The sequence below is a fragment of the Streptomyces sp. NPDC006235 genome (assembly GCF_040613735.1).
Taxonomy (GTDB): Bacteria; Actinomycetota; Actinomycetes; order Streptomycetales; family Streptomycetaceae; genus Streptomyces.
The window spans coordinates 36,429-55,299 of the sequence record NZ_JBEXSR010000041.1 but is presented as its reverse complement, the minus strand read 5'-3'; the positions used below and the strand labels follow the sequence as shown (position 1 = coordinate 55,299).

The following is an 18,871-nucleotide window of genomic DNA, read 5'->3' as shown; positions in this document are numbered from 1 at the left end:
ACACCACCAACTCACTTGAGGAGAAGCATGTCCGAGCTGCCCCCACGCGTCCTGTTCGGTGCCGCCTACTACCACGAGTACCAGCCGTACGAACGCCTCAAGGACGACCTCGACCTGATGGCCGAGGCCCGCTTCTCGGTGATCCGGGTCGGCGAGTCCGTCTGGTCCACCTGGGAGCCCGAGAACGGCCGCTTCGACCTCGACTGGCTCCAGCCGGTCCTGGACGGCGCTCACGAGCGCGGCATCTCGGTCATCCTCGGGACGCCCACGTACGCGGTACCGCCCTGGCTGGCCCGGCAGTACCCGGAGATCGCGGGGGAGCACCGCACCGGTGAGCGCATCGGCTGGGGCGCCCGGCAGGAGGTCGACTTCACCCACCCGGCGTTCCGCTTCCATGCCGAGCGGATCATCCGCAAGGTCGCCGAACGCTATGCCGGGCACCCGGCCGTCATCGGCTGGCAGGTCGACAACGAGCCCGGGCTGCACCTCTTCCACAACCACGGCGTCTTCCAGCGGTTCGTGGACGAGCTGCGCCAGCGGTACGGCGACGTGGAGACCCTCAACCGCGAATGGGGCCTGGTCTACTGGTCGCACCGGCTGTCCACCTGGGCCGACCTGTGGACCCCGGACGGCAACGCCCAGCCGCAGTACGACCTGGCGTGGCGGCGCTTCCAGGCCCGGCTCACCACCGAGTTCATCGCCTGGCAGGCGGACATCGTCCGCGCGTACGCCCGGCCCGGCCAGTTCGTCACGACCTGTATCTCCTACGACCGCCAGGGCGTCGAGGACGACCGGCTCACCGACCGCCTCGACGTCACCGCGGGCAACCCGTACTACACGATGCAGGACGCCCTCGCCCTGCCCGACACCGGCGCCGCCGGGCAGGACTGGACGACCAACGGCACCTGGGCGCTGTACCGCAGCGCCGACCGCATGTACTCCTCACGCCAGGAGCCGTTCCTCGTCACCGAGACCAACGCGCAGGCCATCAGCGGGCCGTGGGACAACCGCCCCGCCTACGACGGCCAGTGGCGGCAGGCGGCCTGGGCGCTGATCTCCCGAGGCGCCTCGATGATCGAGTACTGGCACTGGCACACCCTGCACTTCGGCACCGAGACCTACTGGGGCGGCATCCTCCCGCACAACGGACGGCCCGGCCGCGTCTACCGCGAACTGGTCGCGCTGGGGGCGGAGTTGGAGAAGGCCGGTGACCTCGTCGCGTCCCTCACCCCGGACGCGGACGTGGCCTTCCTCTACGACGGGCCCAGCAAGTGGGCGCTCCAGGGCCAGCCGCCGCTGGCCGGTCCCGACGGAGGTCCGGACGGGCGGTCGTACGAGAGGATCTTCGACGCCTTCTACCGCGGTGCCTTCGACGCGGGCCTCCAGGCGCGCGTCCTGCACCCCCGGCAGCTCCCGGACGCCGATCTGCCACCGCTCCTCGTCGTCCCCGCCTACTACGCGGCCGACGACACCGTCCTGGACCGGCTCCGCGCCTACGCCGAGGCCGGCGGCCATCTCGTGCTCGGGCCCCGCACCGGCTACGGCGACACCGAGGCCAGGGCCCGCACGGGCCTGCAGCCGGGCGGGCTGGCCGAGGCGGCCGGGGTGACGTACGACGAGTTCAGCAACCTGGGCGACCCGCTGCCCGTCACCGGCACGGACTCCCTCCCCCTCCCGGCCGACGCGCACGCCCTTCACTGGGCGGACGGGCTGCTGCCGCGGGGCGCCGAGACGCTCGCGGCGTACGTGCACCCGCACTTCGGACGCTGGCCCGTGGTCACCACGCACCGCCACGGCGCAGGGCGCGTCACCTACGTCGGCACCGTCCCCGACCCCGTCTTCGCCCGGGCCCTGTTCGACCGGTACGCGCCGGAGGGCGTCCGGCGCCCCGACCACCCGAGCGTCACGGCCACCTCGGCGACCGCCCGGGACGGCCGTCGCGTGCGCTTCCTGCACAACTGGTCGTGGGAGGAGGTCTCCGTGCCGGTGCCCATCGCCCTGCGGGACGTGCTGTCGGACACCGTGTACGGCGAGTCGGTGCCGCTCGGGCCGTGGGACGTGAAGGTGCTGCGGGAAGAACCGGCCTAGCAACCATCCCTTCCGGCCGGAAAGTTCCGGCCGCCTGTTCGCCGGGCATCGTGTCAGGGGCGTGGGCCGCGCCGCCCCGGAGGGGAGCGGGCGGGCCGTGTCGGCCGGCCGAAGGGATGAGATGCCATGACGTCACCGCTGCCCTCGGGAGAGACGCTGCCGCAGCCGGTGCTGAACTCGCCGGCGTCGGTCGCGGTGTTCCTGGTCGCCACGATCGACTCCGGCGGGGAAGCCGTGGTGCGGGAGGTGCTGGGCTCCCTCGCGGGCCTGGTGCGGTCCGTCGGCTTCCCCAGCCCCGACGGCGGTCTGGTCTGCGTCGCCGGGATCGGATCCCGGGCCTGGGACCGGCTGTTCGGCGACCCGCGGCCCGCCGAACTGCACCCGTTCCGCGAGCTGGCGGGGCCCCGGCACCACGCCCCGGCCACCCCCGGCGACCTGTTCTTCCACATCAAGGCCGCGCGCACCGACCTGTGCTTCGCGCTCGCCGCCGAGCTCGTGCGGCGGCTGCGCGGCACGATCACCGTGCGGGACGAGACGCAGGCGTTCTCGTACTTCGACTCGCGCAACGTCCTCGGTTTCGTCGACGGCACCGAGAACCCCGTCGGCCCGGCGGCGGCCGAGGCGGCCCTGGTCGGCGAGGAGGCCCCCGGCTTCCGCGGCGGCAGTTACGCGCTCGTGCAGAAGTACCTGCACGACGTGGACGCCTGGGAGGCCCTCGCCGTCGAGGCGCAGGAGAAGGTGATAGGCCGCACCAAGCTCACCAACCTCGAACTCGACGCGCCCGGTTCGCACAAGGACGTCAACACCGTCCTCGGCCCGGACGGCTCGGAGCAGAAGATCCTGCGGTCGGCGATGCCCTTCGGCAGGCCCGGACACGGGGAGTTCGGCACGTACTTCGTGGCCTACGCGCGCACACCCGCCGTACCCGAGACGATGCTGCGCAGGATGTTCCTCGGCGGCCCGGACTCGGGCCCCGACCCGCTGCTGGACTACTCACGGGCCGTCACCGGCACCCTGTTCTTCGTACCGCCACCGGGGTTCCTGGAGGCGTTGCCGGACAGCTGACCGGCCGGGTGCCGTCCCCCACGCCGTTGCCGCCGTCGGCTTCGGTAGCATCGGCGGTATGTCTGGTGCTTCGTGCGCGGCTTGTGCCGCGGTGACGAGGACGCTCCGCTAGCGGCGGGGCGTTCGTCTCACGACTGTTGAACGCGTCGTCGCTCCGTGGTTGACCGGAGCGGCACGTGCGTGCTGCTCGGAACTTCTTCTGGGCAACGGAGCACTCGGTGTTTTCAGGCATTCTCCTTTCGCGCGGGGACGCACCGTCCCCGGTGCGTGCGTGGCTGGTGCTGTGCTGCATGGCCATGCTGCAGTTCTTCATCGCGGTCGACGTGACCGTGGTCAATGTCGCCCTGCCGTCGATCGGCGCCGACTTCGGCGTGGACGGTCGCGCGCTGACCTGGATCGTGGTCGGGTACACGATCACCGGCGGCGGGCTGCTGATGCTCGGCGGCCGGCTGGGCGACGTGCTCGGCAGGCGCCGTATCCTCCTGCTCGGCACGGCTCTCTTCGGTGCCGCCTCCGTGCTGGCCGGGCTCGCGCCGACCTTCGCCGTGCTGGTGACGGCCCGGCTGCTGCAGGGCGCCGGGGAAGCGATCGCGCTTCCGGCGGCGATGGCGGTGATCGTGCTCATGTTCCCCGAGGGGCCGCGCAGGTCGCGGGCGCTGAGCGTGTGGGCGGCCGTCGCGAGCTGTGGCCTCGTCCTCGGGTTCGTGGTCTCCGGCATCCTCACCGAGCTGTTCGGCTGGCGGTGGATCTTCCTGGTGTCCGTACCCTTCATCCTGGTCGTCCTCACCGCCGTGGTCTTCCTCGTGCCGAGCGAACGGCCCGCCGGGTCCACATCCCTGGACCTGCCCGGTGCGTTCCTGCTGGTCGCGGCTCCGCTGCTGTTCACCCTCGGGGTCGTCGAGGCGGGAGAGGCGGACGGCACGCCGCCCTGGCTGCCGCCGGTGGCGCTGGCCGGCGCGGCAGCGGCAGCCGCCCTGTTCATCAGGGTCGAGCGCCGTTCACGGAACCCGCTCGTGCCGCTGCGGTTCTTCCGCAACCGGCCGCGCGTCCTGGCCAACCTCGCCACCGCTCTGCTGAGCGCGGCGCTGTCGACGTCGTTCCTGCTGTTCACCTACTACCTGCAGGACCGGCTGGGTGCCGGCCCGCTCCGGGCCGGTGTGACGATGCTGCCTCTGGCGGTGTCCCTGATCGCGGCCTCGGTGCTGGTTCCCCGGCTGCTCGGACGGTGGGGTGCCCGGGCCTGTGTCCTGACCGGCATCGGCTTCACCGCGCTGGCGATGGCGGCCATCGCCCTGGTCTCCTCCCTCGGGGCCGGCGGTCCGGCGATGGTTCCGGCCATGATGCTCATCGCCGCCGGGATGGGGTTCGGGCTCGTCGGGCTGCAGTACGTCGCGGTGACGGGAGTGACCGAGGACGACGCCGGCATCGCCTCCGGCGTCCAGCGGGCCGCCGACCAACTGGGCGGCGCCACCGGCGTCACGCTCTACGTCGGCGTCGGGTTCGCTCCAGCCCTCGACGGCACCGATCCGTTCCTCGCCAGCAGCCTCCTGGCCATCGCCGGGCTCGTCGCGGCCGGGGGCGTCGCCCGGCGGATCTCCATGCCCGTCCGGTGAGGACGGAGGGGACCGGGCGGCAGCCGCCCGGTCCCCTCGCCCGCCCTGCGGCATCGGCGTTACGACACGGTCAGGTAGATCTTGCGCACGGTTTCGATGGTCTTCCAGACACCGACGAAGCCCGGCTTCATGACAAAGCTGTCGCCTGCCTTGTAGACCACCGGCTCGCCACCTTCCGGCGTGATCTCGATGACGCCGGAAAGGATGTGGCAGAACTCGAAGAGCTCGCCCTTGATCGAGCGCGTCTCGCCGGGCGTGGCTTCCCAGACACCGGTTTTGATCATTTCTCCGCGGGCGGCGTCCAGGGCCCAGGTCTTGTACGTCGGATCACCGGAAATCAGGCGCTCCGGCAGCGGGCCGGATTCGAGGGGTGCGAAGGAGGGATCGGTGTCGATGGTCTTCAGGAGCGACATGCTTTTCCTCTGCTGGTTATGGGAACGGCGAACGGCGCAAGTCGGGAGTGTCAGATGCCGAGCATGGTGTTGAGCTCGTCCAGGGACTTCACCGCCACGTAGTCGTAGCCGTGGGTCACGGGGTCGCAGCCACGGTCGAGCAGGATGAGGTTGCGGAAGCCCATGTCGTGCATCGGCATCAGGTCGTAGCGGGTGTGCGAGGAGACGTGCACGAAGTCCTCGGGGGACGCGTCGAGCTTCTCGAGCATGTACTCGAACGCGGCGTAGCGGGGCTTGTAGAAGCCGGCCTGTTCCGCGGTGAAGACCGCGTGGAAGTCCGCGCCGAGCCGGGGCACGCTCTCCTTCAGGAAGGAGTCGTCGGCGTTGGAGAGGATCACGAGCTTGTAGTTCTCGCCCATCTTCTTCAGCGGTTCCGGCACGTCGGCGTGCGGGCCCCAGCTGCGCACGCCGTCGGCGAACCGCTTGCCCGCGTCCGGGGCGGCCTTCACGCCCCACTTGCGGCAGACGCGCTCGAAGGAGTCCTGCAGGACCTGCTCGTAGGGGTAGTACTCGCCGCGGACCTGGTCGTAGCGGTAGCCGCGGAACTCCCGGATGAAATGGTCCCAGTGCTCGGCGGGAATCTGGTCGCCGACGAGGTCACGCGTAATGGGGTTCATCGGCCACTCGATCAACGTGCCGTAGCAGTCGAACGAGACGTACTTCGGGCGGAATTGAAACGAGGGAATGGGCATGAGAATGCTCCTGTCTTTGCGGGCGGGGGTGGCGGTGCCGTCGGAATTGCCGGGGGTCAGGCGGCGGCGACTCCTGCCGGAGCGAGGAAGTCGATGGGGTGTTCCGTGGTGCCGTCGAGTGCCAGGTCGGCGGCGATCTCGCCCATGGCGGGCGAGAGTTTGAAGCCGCTGCCGGAGAATCCGGCCATGACGATGATGTCGTCCTCGCCGGGGAGATGACCGACGAGCGGGTTCCCGGACTCCGTGTAGCCCTCCATATAGGCCGACATCCTGATGGGGTCGGGGTTCAGGTCGGGCGTCAGCTCGCCGATGAGCTCGCGGAAGGTGGCGAGTTCCTCCGGGCGGACCGTGCGGTCGAGCCGTTCGGGCTCGGGCACCGGCAGATGACGTGCGAAGGAGAGACCGAGCTTGACGGAGATGCCGTCCGGCGACGGGATCCCGAAGCAGTCGTGGGGTGTGGCGCGCACGAAGGCGGGGCCGCCGCCCGCGAACCAGTCGTGGCGAGTGGGCACGTGCCAGGAGCAGACCACCCGGCGCACGTCGATGCTCCGGGGCAGGTCCGGGAGCAGGGTGTTGATCCAGGGACCCACGGTCACCACGGCGGCGTCGACGTGGTCCGTGCCCTGGTCGGTGACGATGTGCACTCCGCCGCCCGCCGCGGGGACGATCTCCCGCACCGGGGTGTAGCGGTGCAGCCGGGCGCCGAGCTGTTCGGCGCGGGCGGCCGCCGCCTGGACCGACGCCTCGGGTCTGATGATGGCGCCCTCGCGGTCGAGGACGGCCGTGTGCCCGTCCGGAAGGCGGTGCTGCGGGTAGCGGCGGGCGAGTTCCTCGCGGTCCAGTACTTCGTGATCCAGACCATGGGTGGCACTGGCGGAGAGCAGGAGGCGCATGGCCGGTGACGCGGTCTCTCCCATCACCAGGCAGCCGCTGCGGCGTCGCAGGGACCGGCCCGTCTCCGCCTGGAGCTCCTCCCACATCCCGTCGGCGAGCCGCAGCAGCGGAAGGTACCCGGGTTCGCTGAGGTGCACGGCGCGGAAGATGCGGCTCTCGCCCCCGGCCGCGCCGCGGTCGTGACCCGGGGCGTACCGGTCGTAGCCGATGACCTCGGCTTCGCGGGCGGCCAGTCGCCACATGGCCTGGCTGCCCATGGTGCCGGCGCCGATCACGGCGACGCGCTTCGGGATGCGCATGAGGTCGCTCCTTTCGAGGGTGCGGTCTGGGTGGTGGTCGGCCCTGGCGCCTCCCGCTGGGGATGGCGCTCACTCTCGGCCCGGGAAACGTGCAGGTCAACCCACACGGTGTTCCGTCTTGGGGCCTTTTTGGGACGGTCTGTCAGAGCAGCTCGATCAGCTTGTCGGTGAACTCGGCGGTGGTCGCCGTTCCGCCCAGGTCACGGGTGCGGGTGTCGGTCTTGGCCAGGACCGAGGCGATCGCGTCCGTGATGTCCCTGGCCGCGGCGGGATGGCCGAGGTGGTCGAGCATCATGGCCGCACACCAGATCGCGCCCAGCGGGTTGGCGATGCCCTGGCCCGCGATGTCGGGCGCGGAGCCGTGCACCGGCTCGAACATCGAGGGGAAGTCCCGCTCCGGGTTGAGGTTGGCCGCCGGGGCGATGCCGATGGAACCGGCGACCGCGGCCGCGAGGTCGCTGAGGATGTCACCGAAGAGGTTGGAGGCGACGACGACGTCGAAGCGGGCCGGTTCGAGGACGAACTTGGCCGCGAGCGCGTCGATGTGCTCCTGGTCCCAGGCGACCTGCGGGAACGAGGCGGCCCGCTCGGTGACGAGCTGGTCCCAGAACGGCATGGTGTGCACGATGCCGTTCGACTTGGTCGCGGAGGTCAGGCGGCCGCCCCGCTGCGAGGCGAGCGTGAAGGCGTAGTCCAGCAGACGGGTGACGCCGGCCCGGGTGAACACGGCCTCCTGCACGGCGATCTCGTCCGGGAAGCCGCGGTTGAGCCGGCCGCCGACCTCGCTGTACTCGCCTTCCATGTTCTCGCGCACGACGACGAGATCGACCTCGCCCGGCCGTGCGCCGCGCACCGGACTGTCGATGCCTTCGAAGACCCGGATGGGCCGGAGGTTGACGTACTGGCGGAAGCTGCGCCGGATCGGGATCAGCAGCCCCCACAGCGACTCGTGGTCGGGCACCCCCGGGTATCCCACCGCGCCCAGCAGGATCGCGTCCTTGTCGCGCAGCTGGTCGATCCCGTCGGCGGGCATCATGGCGCCCTCCCGCAGGTACCGCTCGCACGACCAGTCGTACGAGGTGTAGGACAGGCTGAAGCCGTGGCGGCGGCCGAGGACGTCGAGCACCTGCTGTGCCGGGGGCAGCACTTCGGCGCCGATGCCGTCGCCGGGAATCAGGGCAATGCGGTGGTTGGTCGTCATGCGTCGATTGCAGCAAGGCGGTCCGCAGGGCGTCCAAGACGCAAAGCGGATCTCCCTTATAAGCGGTGCCTATGAGGCGGCGAGAGCCCCCGTCCTCGCCGACGTGGCTTCCTACGCCGCGGCGGATCCCGCCTCCGCCACCGGAAACCCCGGGCTCCGGAGCACGCGCCTGTCCGCGTCCACCGCGAACACCTCGCAGTTCTCGCGGGCCGCCGCCCACGCGACGCCCTCGGCGCCCAGGGCGAACGCCGCTGTCGCGACCGTGTCCGCCTCGGTCAGGGTGGGGGCCACGACGGTCATGCTGATCAGACCCGTCGCGGGGCGGCCGGTGCGGGCGTCGAGGATGTGGTCGCCGCGTTCGTAGCGGGCGGAGGTCGCGACGGCCCGGTCGGTGAGGTCCAGGACCGTGCAGAGCCGGTCGGCGTGTTCGGGGTGGCGTACGCCGACGCGCCAGGGGCCGCCGGAGGCGAGCACGTCGCCGCCCGCGTTGAGGCAGAACCGCCGCGCCCCGGCCGCCGACAGCAGCTCCGCTCCCTTCTGCACCGACCAGCCCTTCACCACGGCGCAGGGGTCGAGGCCACGGCCGGGCAGCCGGACGTCGAAGGCGCCCCCGGTCGCGATCCGGTACTCCTCGCACAGGTCCAGGACCTCGCGCAGCGCCGGGCCGGGGGCCGCGACCTCGCCCCGGTCCAGCCGGGACACCTCGCTGTCCGGGCGGAACGGGCTGAACCGTGCGTCGACCTCGCGCAGCCAGGCGAAGAAGTCGTCCACCCGCGCCTCGGGAAAGCCCTCGTCGTCGATCCGTACCGACACCGGGAACCCCATGACGTGCTCGACGCGCCGCATGCCGTCAGCCCCTCGCATCGATCGCGGCCTGCAGCGACTCCCGGTAGCCGTCGCTGGTGATCGTGGCACCGGACACCGTGTCGATGTCGGCGCTCTGTGCCTGGAGCGTCTCCTCGATCAGCTTGGGCACGGCGGCCGTGGTCTGCGGGTGGTTCGGCTGCCGGAGCATCCGCACGGAGGCGATCTCGTCGCCGTCGAACGTGACCTCGACCTGCACCGGGCCCTTTTCGGTGTCGATCGTCGACCCCGACACGACCGTCGTCGTGGTACCGCCCGAGGAGGAGACCGAGGGCGTCGACGCGGGCGCGGCGGGCTGTGAGGCGGACGACGACCCGGTGTCGGGTGACGGCGCGTACCGCCAGATCGGGATCAGGCCGGCGACGCTCAGGACGAGGACGGGTATGGCTCGCTTCACGAATCTCTCCTCGTCATCCGGCCAGGCTGAAGCGCTCGAAGTGGGTCTGTGTCCGGGGCACGCCCAGCTCGCGCAGGCTGCCGAGCACCGCGTTCATCATCGGCGGCGGGCCGCACAGGTACACGTCCCGGCCGGTGATGTCCGGCACGAGACGCGCCAGCTCCCGCGGCGCCAGCCGGTCGGGCAGGGCCGGCCCGGTGACCAGGTGCAGCTCGGCCCCCTTGGCGAGCGCCAGTTCGCGCAGTTCGTCGTAGAGGACGGCGTCCCGGTCGGTGGCCACCCGGTAGATCACGACCGCGTGGCCGTGCAGTTCCTCCAGCAGGGCCCGGATCGGGGTGACACCGACGCCGCCGGCGATGAGCAGGGCGTCCGGGCGGGTGCGGTGCAGGGTGGTGAAGGCGCCGTAGGGGCCCTCGGCGAACACCCGCGTGCCGACCTTCAGGTGCCGCAGGGCCGCGCTGCCGTCGCCCGCCCGCTTGACGGTCAGGCGCAGCGTACGGCCGTCCGGCGCGGCGGACAGCGAGAACGGGTTGGCCTGCCACCAGCGGTCCCTCGTCAGGAAGCGCCACAGGAAGAACTGTCCGGCCCGGGCCGGCAGCCGGTCCAGGTCGCGGCCCGTGATGTAGACCGAGACCACGTCGTCGTTCTCCGGGACCACGGCCGTCACACGCAGCTGGTGACGGAGGTTGCGCCACAGCGGCAGCACCAGCCGGCCCGTGAACACCGCGGCGAGGGCCACGCCCCACACGGCGTACCAGTACGTCCGCGCCACGGACGACGAGGTGAACGACGTACCCGCCGCGACCTGGTGCGTGAACGCCAGCACCACCGCGGCGTAGGTGTACAGGTGGATGAAGTGCCAGGTCTCGTACGCCAGCCGGCGCCGGGCGGAGCGGGCCGAGACCGCGCCGACCACGATGATGATCACCAGGGCGGTGATCGCGCGCAGCACGCCCTCGACGGTCTCCGCGAGATCCACCAGCTGGTTCACGGGGTCCAGGGACGAGGACTGCGCGTAGCCGAAGACGATGAACACGGCGTGCGCCAGCAGCAGCCACAGCACCGAGAAGCCCGTCCAGCGGTGCCAGGACGTCAGCCGGTCCATGCCGATCCGCCGGTCGAACCACGGCAGCCGCGCCACCAGCAGCAGTTGGAACGCCATGAGCAGCGCCCCGTACAGCCCAGCCAGCCGCCCCAGCACGATCAGCGTGTTCGAGGCGAAACCGGCCTGGACGAAGAAGACGGTCACCACGACCGCGTTGGCCAGCAGCACCGCGTACAGGCCGGTGCGGCCCACCACTCGGGGGCGCACCCCCGGGCGGGGTGCGGCGGGGCGTTCCTGGAGGGTCGTCACGATCGGCAGCTCCTTGATCGGATCCTGGGACACCGAGCTTGGCGCGGGGGAGCTGTCGGAACACTGTCACCCAACTTTCAAGTACTTATCGATCCGGCGGCGAAGGCTCGGGCGGCTATGGCGGCACCGGACATGTGAAGCACTATGAGCGGGTGGAAAAAGTACGACTCCTCGTCGTCGACGACGACCCGCCCATCGCCGACCTCGTCGCGACCGTCGCCCGCTACGAGGGCTGGGAGGCGGTCACGGCGTACTCCGGCGAGGACGCGCTGCAGCGGGCCGCCGAGTTCCACCCGGACATCGTGGTGCTCGACCTGATGCTGCCCGGCGTCGACGGCTTCGGCGTCCTGGACCGGCTGCGCGCCTCCGGCACGATGGTGCCGGTGGTGTTCCTCACCGCCCGCGACGGCGTCGCCGACCGGGTCGCGGGCCTGACCCGGGGCGGCGACGACTACCTGGTCAAGCCGTTCGCCGTGGAGGAGCTGATGGCCCGGCTGCGCACCGTGCTGCGGCGCAGCGCCGGGCCCGCCTTCCAGCGGTCCGTGCTCCAGGTCGGCGACCTGACCATGGACGAGGACACCCGCGAGGTGCGGCGCGGCGAGAAGCTGCTGTCGCTCACCCCGACCGAGTACGAGGTGCTGCGCTACCTGATGCGCAAGTCGCCCACCGTGCTCACCAAGGCGCAGATCCTCGACCACGTGTGGGAGTACGGCTTCGGCGGCCGCTCCAACGTCGTCGAGCTGGTCATCAGCCGGCTGCGCCGCAAGCTCGACGAGACCGACGACGGCGGCGCGCCGCTGATCCACACCGTGCGCGGATTCGGGTACGTCCTGCGACAGGCCTCCGAGTGATCGCCCGGCTGCGGCGGGCCTACCGCGGGATGCGCCTGGGCACCCGGCTGGCCCTCGGCCTCGGCGCCCTGTCGCTGGTCGTGTTCGCCGTCGTCGGCACGGCCCTCACCACCTACATGCGCGACTACCTGTCGGCGCAGCTCGACACCCAGCTGGCGCAGGCCCAGATCGCCCAGTCCAAGAGCATCGCGGACTACGGCACGCTCACGGGCAAGAAGTACTACAGCTGGTTCTACGCCGTGTACGACGTCTCGGACGGCACGCCCGAGCTGCGCAGGCCCGAGGACCCCGCCGACCTGCCGAAGGACGTCGACGACCTCACCGCCCTGGCCTCGGCGCAGACCACCGCCCACCAGGAACTCCTGCGCACCGAGCACCTCAGGGGCGCCGGTACCTACCGGCTGCGCGCCTGCGAGGTCGAGCCCGGGGTGGTCCTGGTGAGCGCCGCGCCCATGGAGGACATCGAGGACACGGTCGGGCAGCTCATCACCATCCAGGTCGTCACCTTCGCGCTCGCGCTGCTCGCCCTGGTGGTCTTCGGCCGCCGCATGCTGCGCCGCGGGCTGAAGCCGCTCAGCGACATGGCGTCCACCGCGCACGGCATCGCCTCGCACGACCTGACCGAGTCGGCTGCCCGGCTGCCGCTGCGCGCCGACGGCCGGGACGGCGGCCCGGAGGTGGACGAGCTGCGCACCGCCTTCAACACGATGCTGGAGCACATCGACGACTCCCTCGCCGTGCGCGCTCAGGCCGAGCAGCGGCTGCGCCGGTTCGTCGCCGACGCCTCGCACGAGCTGCGCACCCCGCTGATGTCGGTACGCGGCTACGCCGACCTCTTCCAGTACGCCGCCGCCAACGCCCCCGAGGAACGCGACCGGCACCTGGCCCGGCTGCGTGCCGAGGCCGCCCGCATGGGCATCCTCCTGGACGACCTGCTGCTGCTCGCCCGGCTGGACGCGGCGGAGGTGGAGGCGCCGCTGCGGCTGGAGGACGCCGACCTGGCGGAGCTCGTGCGCCAGGCCGCGGACGCCTTCCGGGCCAGCCGCCCCGACCACCCGCTGACGGTGACCGCCGGCCCGGCGGCGCTCACGGTGCGCCTGGACCCGCAGCGCGTCCGGCAGGTCCTGGACAACCTCCTCGCCAACGCCGCCGTGCACACCCCGCCCGGAACCCCGGTGTCCGTGGACGTCGCCGTCGACTCCGGCACCGCCCTGGTCCGGATCGCCGACGCGGGGCCCGGCATCCCGCCCGAGGACCAGGAGCGCGTCTTCGACCGCTTCTACCGCGTCGACAAGGCCCGCAGCCGCGACCGCGGCGGCAGCGGCCTCGGCCTGGCGGTCGCCCACTCCCTGGTCCGGGCCCACGGCGGCCGCATCGAACTCGACAGCGAACCGGGGGCGACGGTGTTCACCGTGCGGCTGCCACTGGCCGGGGCCGGGGTTCCGGCCGCCCCGGGGCCGGAAACAGCAGCCGTCTAGACTCGACCGGCAACATGCCGTACGACCATGGCCAAAGCTTCCGCCAACCCGAAGGGCCCGGCGTCTTGATACGGATCGATTCAGTCACCAAGCGCTACCCGGACGGCACGGTGGCGGTCGACCGGCTCTCACTGGAGATACCCGACCGCTCGATCACCGTCCTCGTCGGACCGTCGGGCTGCGGCAAGACGACCACCCTGCGGATGATCAACCGGATGGTCGAACCGAGCGAGGGAACGATCCTCCTCGACGGCGAGGACATCCTGCGGCAGCCCGTCACCACCCTGCGCCGGTCCATGGGTTACGTCATCCAGAACGCCGGCCTCTTCCAGCACCGCACGATCCTCGACAACATCGCGACCGTGCCCCGCATGCTCGGCTGGGGCAAGCAGAAGGCCCGGGCGCGGGCCGCGGAGCTGATGGAGCGGGTCGGGCTCGACGCCGCGCTCGCCCAGCGGTACCCGTACCAGCTGTCCGGCGGCCAGCAGCAGCGCGTCGGCGTGGCCCGGGCGCTCGCCGCCGACCCGCCCGTGCTGCTCATGGACGAGCCGTTCTCGGCGGTCGACCCGGTGGTGCGCAAGGGACTCCAGGACGAACTGCTGCGCATCCAGGACGAGTTGGGCAAGACCATCGTCTTCGTCACCCATGACATCGACGAGGCGATCAAGCTCGGCACGATGGTCGCCGTGATGCGCACCGGCGGCCACCTCGCCCAGTACGCGCCCCCGGCCGAGCTGCTGTCCAGCCCCGCCGACGCCTTCGTCGAGGACTTCCTCGGCGGCGACCGCGGCATCCGGCGGCTGTCCTTCTTCCCGTCCGCCCGGCTGGAGTTGACGAGCGAGCCGGTGATCCCGCTCGACGCCACCGCCGAGCAGATCGCCGCCCCCGACGCCCCCTACCTCCTCGTGACCGACGCGGACGGCCGGCCCCTCGGCTGGAGCGCGCCGCGGGACCTGGTCGCAGGCGACATCCGGCCGGAGCGGCTGCTCTCCTACGGGCGGCCGTTCGTGCCCGGCACCGACTCGCTGCGGGTCGCCCTCGACTGCGCGGTGCTGTCGCCGACCGGCTGGGCCGTCGCCGTGGACACCGGCGGGCGGGTGACCGGCGTCGTCTCGCAGCAGACCATCGGCGAGGCGATCCGCAGCGCCCACGCGGCGGGGCGCGACGACGAGAAGGTCGCCGGATGAGCGACTTCCTGCACGACTTCTTCGACATGCCGAGCGACCTCCAGCACAGCTGGATCGGGCTGGTCGGACTGCACTTGAGAGAGGCCCTGCTGCCGGTCGCGGCCGGGCTGCTCCTGGCGCTGCCGATCGCCCAGCTCTGCATCCGCTTCCGCTGGCTCTACCCGCCCGTCCTCGGCGTCACGACCGTGCTGTACGCCGTCCCGTCGCTGGCGTTCTTCGTCGTCCTCATCAACTACACCGGGCAGACCGAACTCACGGTGATGATCCCGCTGGCGGTGTACAGCCTGGTGGTGCTCGTCCCGGCGATCGTCGACGGGGTGCGCTCGGTGCCCCCGGAGACCCTGTCCGCGGCCACCGCCATGGGCTTTGGGCCCATACGGCGGTACTTCCAGGTGCAGTTGCCGATCGCGGTCCCGGCGATCATCGCCGGCCTGCGGGTGGCGACCGTGTCGAGCATCTCCCTCGTCAGCGTCGGCATGCTGATCGGCAACCAGGGCGCGCTCGGCAACCTGCTCCACGACGCGCAGATCTACAACCGGCCCGAACTGACCTGGAACTCCGTGATCACCACGGCCCTCCTGGCGATCGTCGTCGACGCCCTGCTGGTCCTCGTGCGCGTGCTGCTCACGCCGTGGATGCCCAGCGGCACGGCCGGCCGCAAGCAGGCGCCCGCCCTCAAGGACGCAGCCCGGTGAACGTACTCAACTTCGTCAACGCCTTCTTCAGCGACAGCGCCCACTGGCAGGGCTACGACGGCATCCCCGCCCGCCTCGGGGAACACGTGCAGTACACCCTGGAGGCCCTCGCCCTCGCCGCCGCCATCGGACTGCCGATCGGCCTGGTCACCGGCCACTACGGGCGCGGCGGGAACGCCCTGTCCCTGGTCGCCACCGCCGGGCGGGCCCTGCCCAGTTTCGGCCTGCTGGTGCTGATGACGACCCTGCTGGGGTTCGGGATGCTGCCCGTGATGATCCCGCTGGTCGTCCTCGCCGTCCCGCCGATCCTGGTCACCACCTACGAGGCGATGCGCTCCGTCGACCCCTCGCCGGTGGACGCCGCCCGCGGCATGGGCATGCACGAGTCCCGGATCCTCTTCCAGGTCGAACTGCCGGTCGCGCTGCCGCTGATCCTCAGCGGCCTGCGCTCGGCGGCCATCCAGATCGTGTCGACGGCGACCATCGCCGCGTACGTCAGCCTCGGCGGCCTCGGGCGGTACATCGTCGACGGCCTCTACCAGCGCAACTACGAGAAGGTGGTGGGCGGCGCGACCCTGGTGGCCGTCCTGGCGCTGGTCACGCTCGCGCTGTTCTGGGCCGTGTCGCGGGTCGCGGTGTCGCCGGGCGTGCGCAGGGGATGAGAGGCCGGGTTGCCGTAGTTTGCAGAGACCGGGTTGCCGTAGTTTGTCGCACATCGACGCCGATCGGTAACCAGGCTGCTCTTGACTGACCGAATACCGGCTGGCTTGGATCGGTGAGTGATTACTACGGCGAAGAGCAGCACCCGGTCCATCACGAGGCACCCCCGCGCGGCCGCAGTCGCGCTCGCCGCGGCGGCGGCTCTTCTCGGAGGCTGTTCCTCCGGCGGCACCTCCGACGACCCGCTCAAGGGCGGCGGAGCCGAGAGCGGCACCGTCGTGGTCGGCTCCAACAACTTCGCCGAGAGCATCCTGCTCGCCGACATCTACGGCGAGGCCCTCAAGGCCAAGGGCATCAAGGTCACTTACAAGCCCAACATCGGCAGCCGTGAGACCACGTACGGTCTGATGAAGAACGGCGCCATCACGCTGCTGCCGGAGTACAACGGCTCCCTGCTGGCGTACCTCGACTCCAAGGCCAAGCCGAAGACGGTCGAGGAGACCACGACCGCGATCAACGGCAAGCTCGACCCCAAGCTGGAGCTGCTGAAGCCGTCGGCCGCGCAGAACAAGGACTCCGTGACCCTCAACGCGCAGACGGCGAAGAAGTACAAGCTCACCTCCGACTCCTCCATCGGGGAGCTCAAGGACGTCGCCAAGGACCTGGTGTTCGGCGGCTCCCCGGAGTTCCAGACCCGGCACCAGGGCCTGGTGGGCCTGAAGTCGGTGTACGGCCTTGAGTTCAAGTCCTTCAAGTCCCTCGACGCGGGCGGGCCGCTGACCCAGACGGCGCTGAGGAAGAACACCGTGCAGGCCGCGGACCTCTTCACCACCGACCCGACCATCGCGCGGGACAAGTTCGTCGTCCTGAAGGACCCGGAGAACCTCTTCGGCTTCCAGAACGTGCAGCCGCTGGTCCGCAAGGGCGAGCTGTCCAAGGAGGGAGCCGAGGCGCTCGACGCGGTCTCGGCCAAGCTCGACACGAAGGCACTGCTCCAACTGGACGCGCAGGTACAGCTGGAGAAGAAGGACCCGCTGGACGTGGCCAAGGCGTGGCTGAAGTCGGCGGGCCTGGTCTGAGCCGGCTGACCGTCACGGTGCGATAACGGTCCGGGCGGATCCCGAGCGGATCGAACGCGGGCCGGGGGTGGGGCGTCACAGGGACGGAACCATCCCCGGTCACCGCGAATCCCTGGGAGCGTCATGCGTACCGACATGACCCGCGCCGCCCGTCTCCTGCTCGTCCTCACCCTGTCCGCCGCCGGAGCCGGTGCCGCCGCGGGGTGCGGCACGGCGGAAGCCGGCCGCACCGATCCCGCGCCGTCCCCGCGTTCGAACGACCGCGCCCATCGGGTCGCAAAGGCCTGGGACGGCTCCCGGGCCGCCGCACAGTGGCGCGCGGGCTACCACCCCGTCGCACCGGTCGTCCAACTGCCCGCGGGCGGCCTCCGCGACGACGCCGACCGCCGCGCGTACGCGACCGGCACCTTCGACCTGAAGGCGCCGCTCCCCTCCGCCCGGGGGAAGAGCGGCCGGGTGACGTGGCAGGAAGGGGGCTCGCTCACCAGGCCCCTCATGCCGGCCGAGCGGGCCTACCGGACCCTGGACGGCAACAGCGGCCCCGGTCCCCGGCTGACCGTCACCAAGGCCGAGTCGGGGGACATGACCGTGCTCACCGGTCGCGGTCCGGCGACCGTCCCGGCCTGGCTTTTCACCCTGAAGGGCTATGCCACTCCTCTGAAGACGGCCGCCGTGAACCCCTCGGAGGTGCCCAAGTCGCCCATCGCGCCGCTCGGGCCGGACGTCCCCACGGACGTGCTGGCGCCGCTCGGCGGTCTGACAGGGGTGGCGCAGGACGGCCGGTCCGTCACCGTGGTGGCGCACCACGGATCCTGCGACGACGGCCCCGTCGTGACGGCGCTGGAGACGCGCGGCAGCGTCGTCCTGTCCGCCTCCGTGACCGGCACCGACGACGGCCCCTGCACGAGTGACCTGCGCGGCGAGAAGGTGACGGTGAAGCTGGACCGGCCGGTCGGCGGCCGCGTCGTCCTGGACGCGTTCACGGGCCGCCCGGTGCCGTACACCGAGTGGCCCGGGCCCACACCCGGCCGGGGCTGAGACACCGCCGGTCGCGGGCCCGCACCGCCTGCCTCAGGCCTGTACCGCCGTCGCGATCAACTGGTCGATCAGGGCGATCAGCACATCCCGGCACGACTCCCGCTCCCGCGCGTCGCACAGCAGCACCTGCACGTGCTCCGGCACGGCGAGGGCGTCCCGGATGTCCTCGGGCGGATACGGGTGTTCGCCGTGGAAGCCGTTGACCCCGACGACGAACGGGATGCCCCGGCGTTCGAAGAAGTCGATCGCGGCGAAGCTGGACTCGGGTCTGCGGACGTCGACCAGGACCACGGCCCCGAGCGCGCCGAGGGCCAGGTCGTTCCACATGAACCAGAACCGCTGCTGCCCCGGCGTACCGAACAGGTACAGCACCAGGTCCCGGCTGATGGTGATGCGGCCGAAGTCCAGGGCCACGGTGGTGGCCCGCTTCTCCTCGATACCGTCCAGGTCGTCGACGCCCAGACCGGCCATGGTCAGGGGTTCCTCGGTGCGCAGCGGGGCGATCTCGCTGACCGACCCGACCATGGTGGTCTTGCCCACGCCGAAGCCGCCGGCGATGAGGATCTTGACCGTGTCGGGTGCCGAGGACGCGTCGGTGGCGACGTCAGAGCCGGCCAAGGCCGTCCCTCACTTTCTGCAGCAGGTCCAGGTCCGGAGCGGTACGGGAGACGAGGCGCGGCGGACGGACGGTGATCCGGCCCGCCTCCAGCAGGTCGCAGAGCAGGATGGCGACCACGCTCACCGGCAGGTCGAGCCGGGCGGCCAGCTCCGCCACGGCCAGCGGCTCGGCGCACAACCGGAGGATCCGGGTGTGTTCGGGCTGGCACCGGGCCGCCGCATCGGGCTGCGGATCGACCGCGGTCACCGTCGCTATGAGCGTGAAGTCGGCGCGGCTGGGCCGGGTCCGGCCACCAGTCAGCGCGAACGGCCGTACGAGCCGCCCCGCCGAGTCGCCTCCTCCCAC

General features: G+C 71.3%; 19 protein-coding genes. 10 read left to right on the top strand and 9 right to left on the bottom strand.

Annotated features, from left to right (window positions below; genetic code table 11):
* The first annotated feature begins 27 nt into the window (after positions 1-27).
* The 3 genes from ABZ192_RS34345 (at position 28) to ABZ192_RS34335 (ending at position 4,766) form a co-directional block, all read left to right on the top strand.
* The gene (locus ABZ192_RS34345) at positions 28-2,088 is read left to right on the top strand and encodes a beta-galactosidase (RefSeq protein WP_356928393.1); all 2,061 of its coding nucleotides are present in this window, start codon (positions 28-30) and stop codon (positions 2,086-2,088) included.
* A 126-nt stretch (positions 2,089-2,214) separates the two neighbouring features.
* Complete coding sequence (locus tag ABZ192_RS34340; RefSeq protein WP_356928392.1) at positions 2,215-3,153, top strand: Dyp-type peroxidase; 939 nt, start codon at positions 2,215-2,217, stop codon at positions 3,151-3,153.
* A gap of 290 nt (positions 3,154-3,443) precedes the next feature.
* Positions 3,444-4,766, top strand: coding sequence for an MFS transporter (locus tag ABZ192_RS34335; RefSeq protein WP_356928391.1), 1,323 nt, complete (start codon positions 3,444-3,446; stop codon positions 4,764-4,766).
* A gap of 59 nt (positions 4,767-4,825) precedes the next feature.
* Here ABZ192_RS34335 and ABZ192_RS34330 read toward each other — a convergent pair whose 3' ends face one another.
* The 7 genes from ABZ192_RS34330 to ABZ192_RS34300 all read right to left on the bottom strand — a co-directional run bounded on the left by ABZ192_RS34330 (position 4,826) and on the right by ABZ192_RS34300 (position 10,919).
* The gene (locus ABZ192_RS34330) at positions 4,826-5,179 is read right to left on the bottom strand and encodes a cupin domain-containing protein (protein WP_356928390.1); all 354 of its coding nucleotides are present in this window, start codon (positions 5,177-5,179) and stop codon (positions 4,826-4,828) included.
* Between the two features lie 50 nt (positions 5,180-5,229).
* A complete protein-coding gene (locus ABZ192_RS34325) occupies positions 5,230-5,910 on the bottom strand; it encodes a haloacid dehalogenase type II (protein WP_356928389.1) in 681 nt (226 codons plus the stop codon).
* Positions 5,911-5,966: 56 nt separating this feature from the next.
* Positions 5,967-7,103: an N-methyl-L-tryptophan oxidase gene (gene solA, locus ABZ192_RS34320; RefSeq protein ID WP_356928388.1), complete on the bottom strand. Its 1,137-nt coding sequence runs from the start codon at positions 7,101-7,103 to the stop codon at positions 5,967-5,969.
* 142 nt (positions 7,104-7,245) lie between these two features.
* A complete protein-coding gene (locus ABZ192_RS34315) occupies positions 7,246-8,304 on the bottom strand; it encodes a tartrate dehydrogenase (RefSeq protein WP_356928387.1) in 1,059 nt (352 codons plus the stop codon).
* A 111-nt stretch (positions 8,305-8,415) separates the two neighbouring features.
* On the bottom strand, positions 8,416-9,150 hold the full coding sequence (locus ABZ192_RS34310) for an FAD:protein FMN transferase (RefSeq protein ID WP_356928386.1): 735 nt from the start codon (positions 9,148-9,150) through the stop codon (positions 8,416-8,418).
* A gap of 4 nt (positions 9,151-9,154) precedes the next feature.
* The gene (locus ABZ192_RS34305) at positions 9,155-9,565 is read right to left on the bottom strand and encodes an FMN-binding protein (protein WP_356928385.1); all 411 of its coding nucleotides are present in this window, start codon (positions 9,563-9,565) and stop codon (positions 9,155-9,157) included.
* Positions 9,566-9,578: 13 nt separating this feature from the next.
* Entirely contained in the window at positions 9,579-10,919 is a 1,341-nt protein-coding gene (locus tag ABZ192_RS34300) for a ferredoxin reductase family protein (protein WP_356928384.1), read from the bottom strand.
* A 152-nt stretch (positions 10,920-11,071) separates the two neighbouring features.
* Here ABZ192_RS34300 and ABZ192_RS34295 point away from each other — a divergent pair, with 152 nt between their 5' ends.
* The 7 genes from ABZ192_RS34295 (at position 11,072) to ABZ192_RS34265 (ending at position 17,907) form a co-directional block, all read left to right on the top strand.
* Entirely contained in the window at positions 11,072-11,770 is a 699-nt protein-coding gene (locus ABZ192_RS34295) for a response regulator transcription factor (RefSeq protein ID WP_356928382.1), read from the top strand.
* Complete coding sequence (locus ABZ192_RS34290) at positions 11,767-13,248, top strand: HAMP domain-containing sensor histidine kinase (RefSeq protein ID WP_356928381.1); 1,482 nt, start codon at positions 11,767-11,769, stop codon at positions 13,246-13,248. Before ABZ192_RS34295 ends, ABZ192_RS34290 begins: the two co-directional genes overlap by 4 nt.
* A 65-nt stretch (positions 13,249-13,313) precedes the next feature.
* On the top strand, positions 13,314-14,435 hold the full coding sequence (locus tag ABZ192_RS34285; RefSeq protein WP_356928380.1) for an ABC transporter ATP-binding protein: 1,122 nt from the start codon (positions 13,314-13,316) through the stop codon (positions 14,433-14,435).
* Positions 14,436-14,443: 8 nt separating this feature from the next.
* Positions 14,444-15,130, top strand: coding sequence for an ABC transporter permease subunit (locus tag ABZ192_RS34280; protein WP_356928416.1), 687 nt, complete (start codon positions 14,444-14,446; stop codon positions 15,128-15,130).
* Positions 15,127-15,792: an ABC transporter permease gene (locus ABZ192_RS34275; RefSeq protein WP_356928379.1), complete on the top strand. Its 666-nt coding sequence runs from the start codon at positions 15,127-15,129 to the stop codon at positions 15,790-15,792. Before ABZ192_RS34280 ends, ABZ192_RS34275 begins: the two co-directional genes overlap by 4 nt.
* A gap of 117 nt (positions 15,793-15,909) precedes the next feature.
* Positions 15,910-16,869, top strand: coding sequence for an ABC transporter substrate-binding protein (locus ABZ192_RS34270; protein ID WP_356928377.1), 960 nt, complete (start codon positions 15,910-15,912; stop codon positions 16,867-16,869).
* A gap of 123 nt (positions 16,870-16,992) precedes the next feature.
* On the top strand, positions 16,993-17,907 hold the full coding sequence (locus ABZ192_RS34265) for a hypothetical protein (RefSeq protein WP_356928375.1): 915 nt from the start codon (positions 16,993-16,995) through the stop codon (positions 17,905-17,907).
* Between the two features lie 33 nt (positions 17,908-17,940).
* On the opposite strand, the gene ABZ192_RS34260 is transcribed toward ABZ192_RS34265, so the two are convergent.
* Together ABZ192_RS34260 and ABZ192_RS34255 are read right to left on the bottom strand one after the other, a co-directional pair.
* Positions 17,941-18,525 (bottom strand): ATP/GTP-binding protein, encoded by a 585-nt coding sequence (locus ABZ192_RS34260; protein ID WP_356928374.1) that lies wholly within the window; start codon positions 18,523-18,525, stop codon positions 17,941-17,943.
* Entirely contained in the window at positions 18,512-18,871 is a 360-nt protein-coding gene (locus ABZ192_RS34255; protein WP_356928373.1) for a DUF742 domain-containing protein, read from the bottom strand. The genes ABZ192_RS34260 and ABZ192_RS34255 overlap by 14 nt, the downstream gene beginning before the upstream one ends.

What these genes read in the sequence shown, in the direction of transcription:
- ABZ192_RS34335 (WP_356928391.1), top strand. Translation starts at nt 3,444, where the DNA reads ATGGCCATGCTGCAGTTCTTCATCGCGGTCGACGTGACCGTGGTCAAT.
- ABZ192_RS34315 (WP_356928387.1), bottom strand. Translation starts at nt 8,304, where the DNA reads ATGACGACCAACCACCGCATTGCCCTGATTCCCGGCGACGGCATCGGC.
- ABZ192_RS34330 (WP_356928390.1), bottom strand. Translation starts at nt 5,179, where the DNA reads ATGTCGCTCCTGAAGACCATCGACACCGATCCCTCCTTCGCACCCCTC.
- solA (WP_356928388.1), bottom strand. Translation starts at nt 7,103, where the DNA reads ATGCGCATCCCGAAGCGCGTCGCCGTGATCGGCGCCGGCACCATGGGC.
- ABZ192_RS34265 (WP_356928375.1), top strand. Translation starts at nt 16,993, where the DNA reads ATGCGTACCGACATGACCCGCGCCGCCCGTCTCCTGCTCGTCCTCACC.
- ABZ192_RS34325 (WP_356928389.1), bottom strand. Translation starts at nt 5,910, where the DNA reads ATGCCCATTCCCTCGTTTCAATTCCGCCCGAAGTACGTCTCGTTCGAC.
- ABZ192_RS34310 (WP_356928386.1), bottom strand. Translation starts at nt 9,150, where the DNA reads ATGCGGCGCGTCGAGCACGTCATGGGGTTCCCGGTGTCGGTACGGATC.
- ABZ192_RS34345 (WP_356928393.1), top strand. Translation starts at nt 28, where the DNA reads ATGTCCGAGCTGCCCCCACGCGTCCTGTTCGGTGCCGCCTACTACCAC.
- ABZ192_RS34340 (WP_356928392.1), top strand. Translation starts at nt 2,215, where the DNA reads ATGACGTCACCGCTGCCCTCGGGAGAGACGCTGCCGCAGCCGGTGCTG.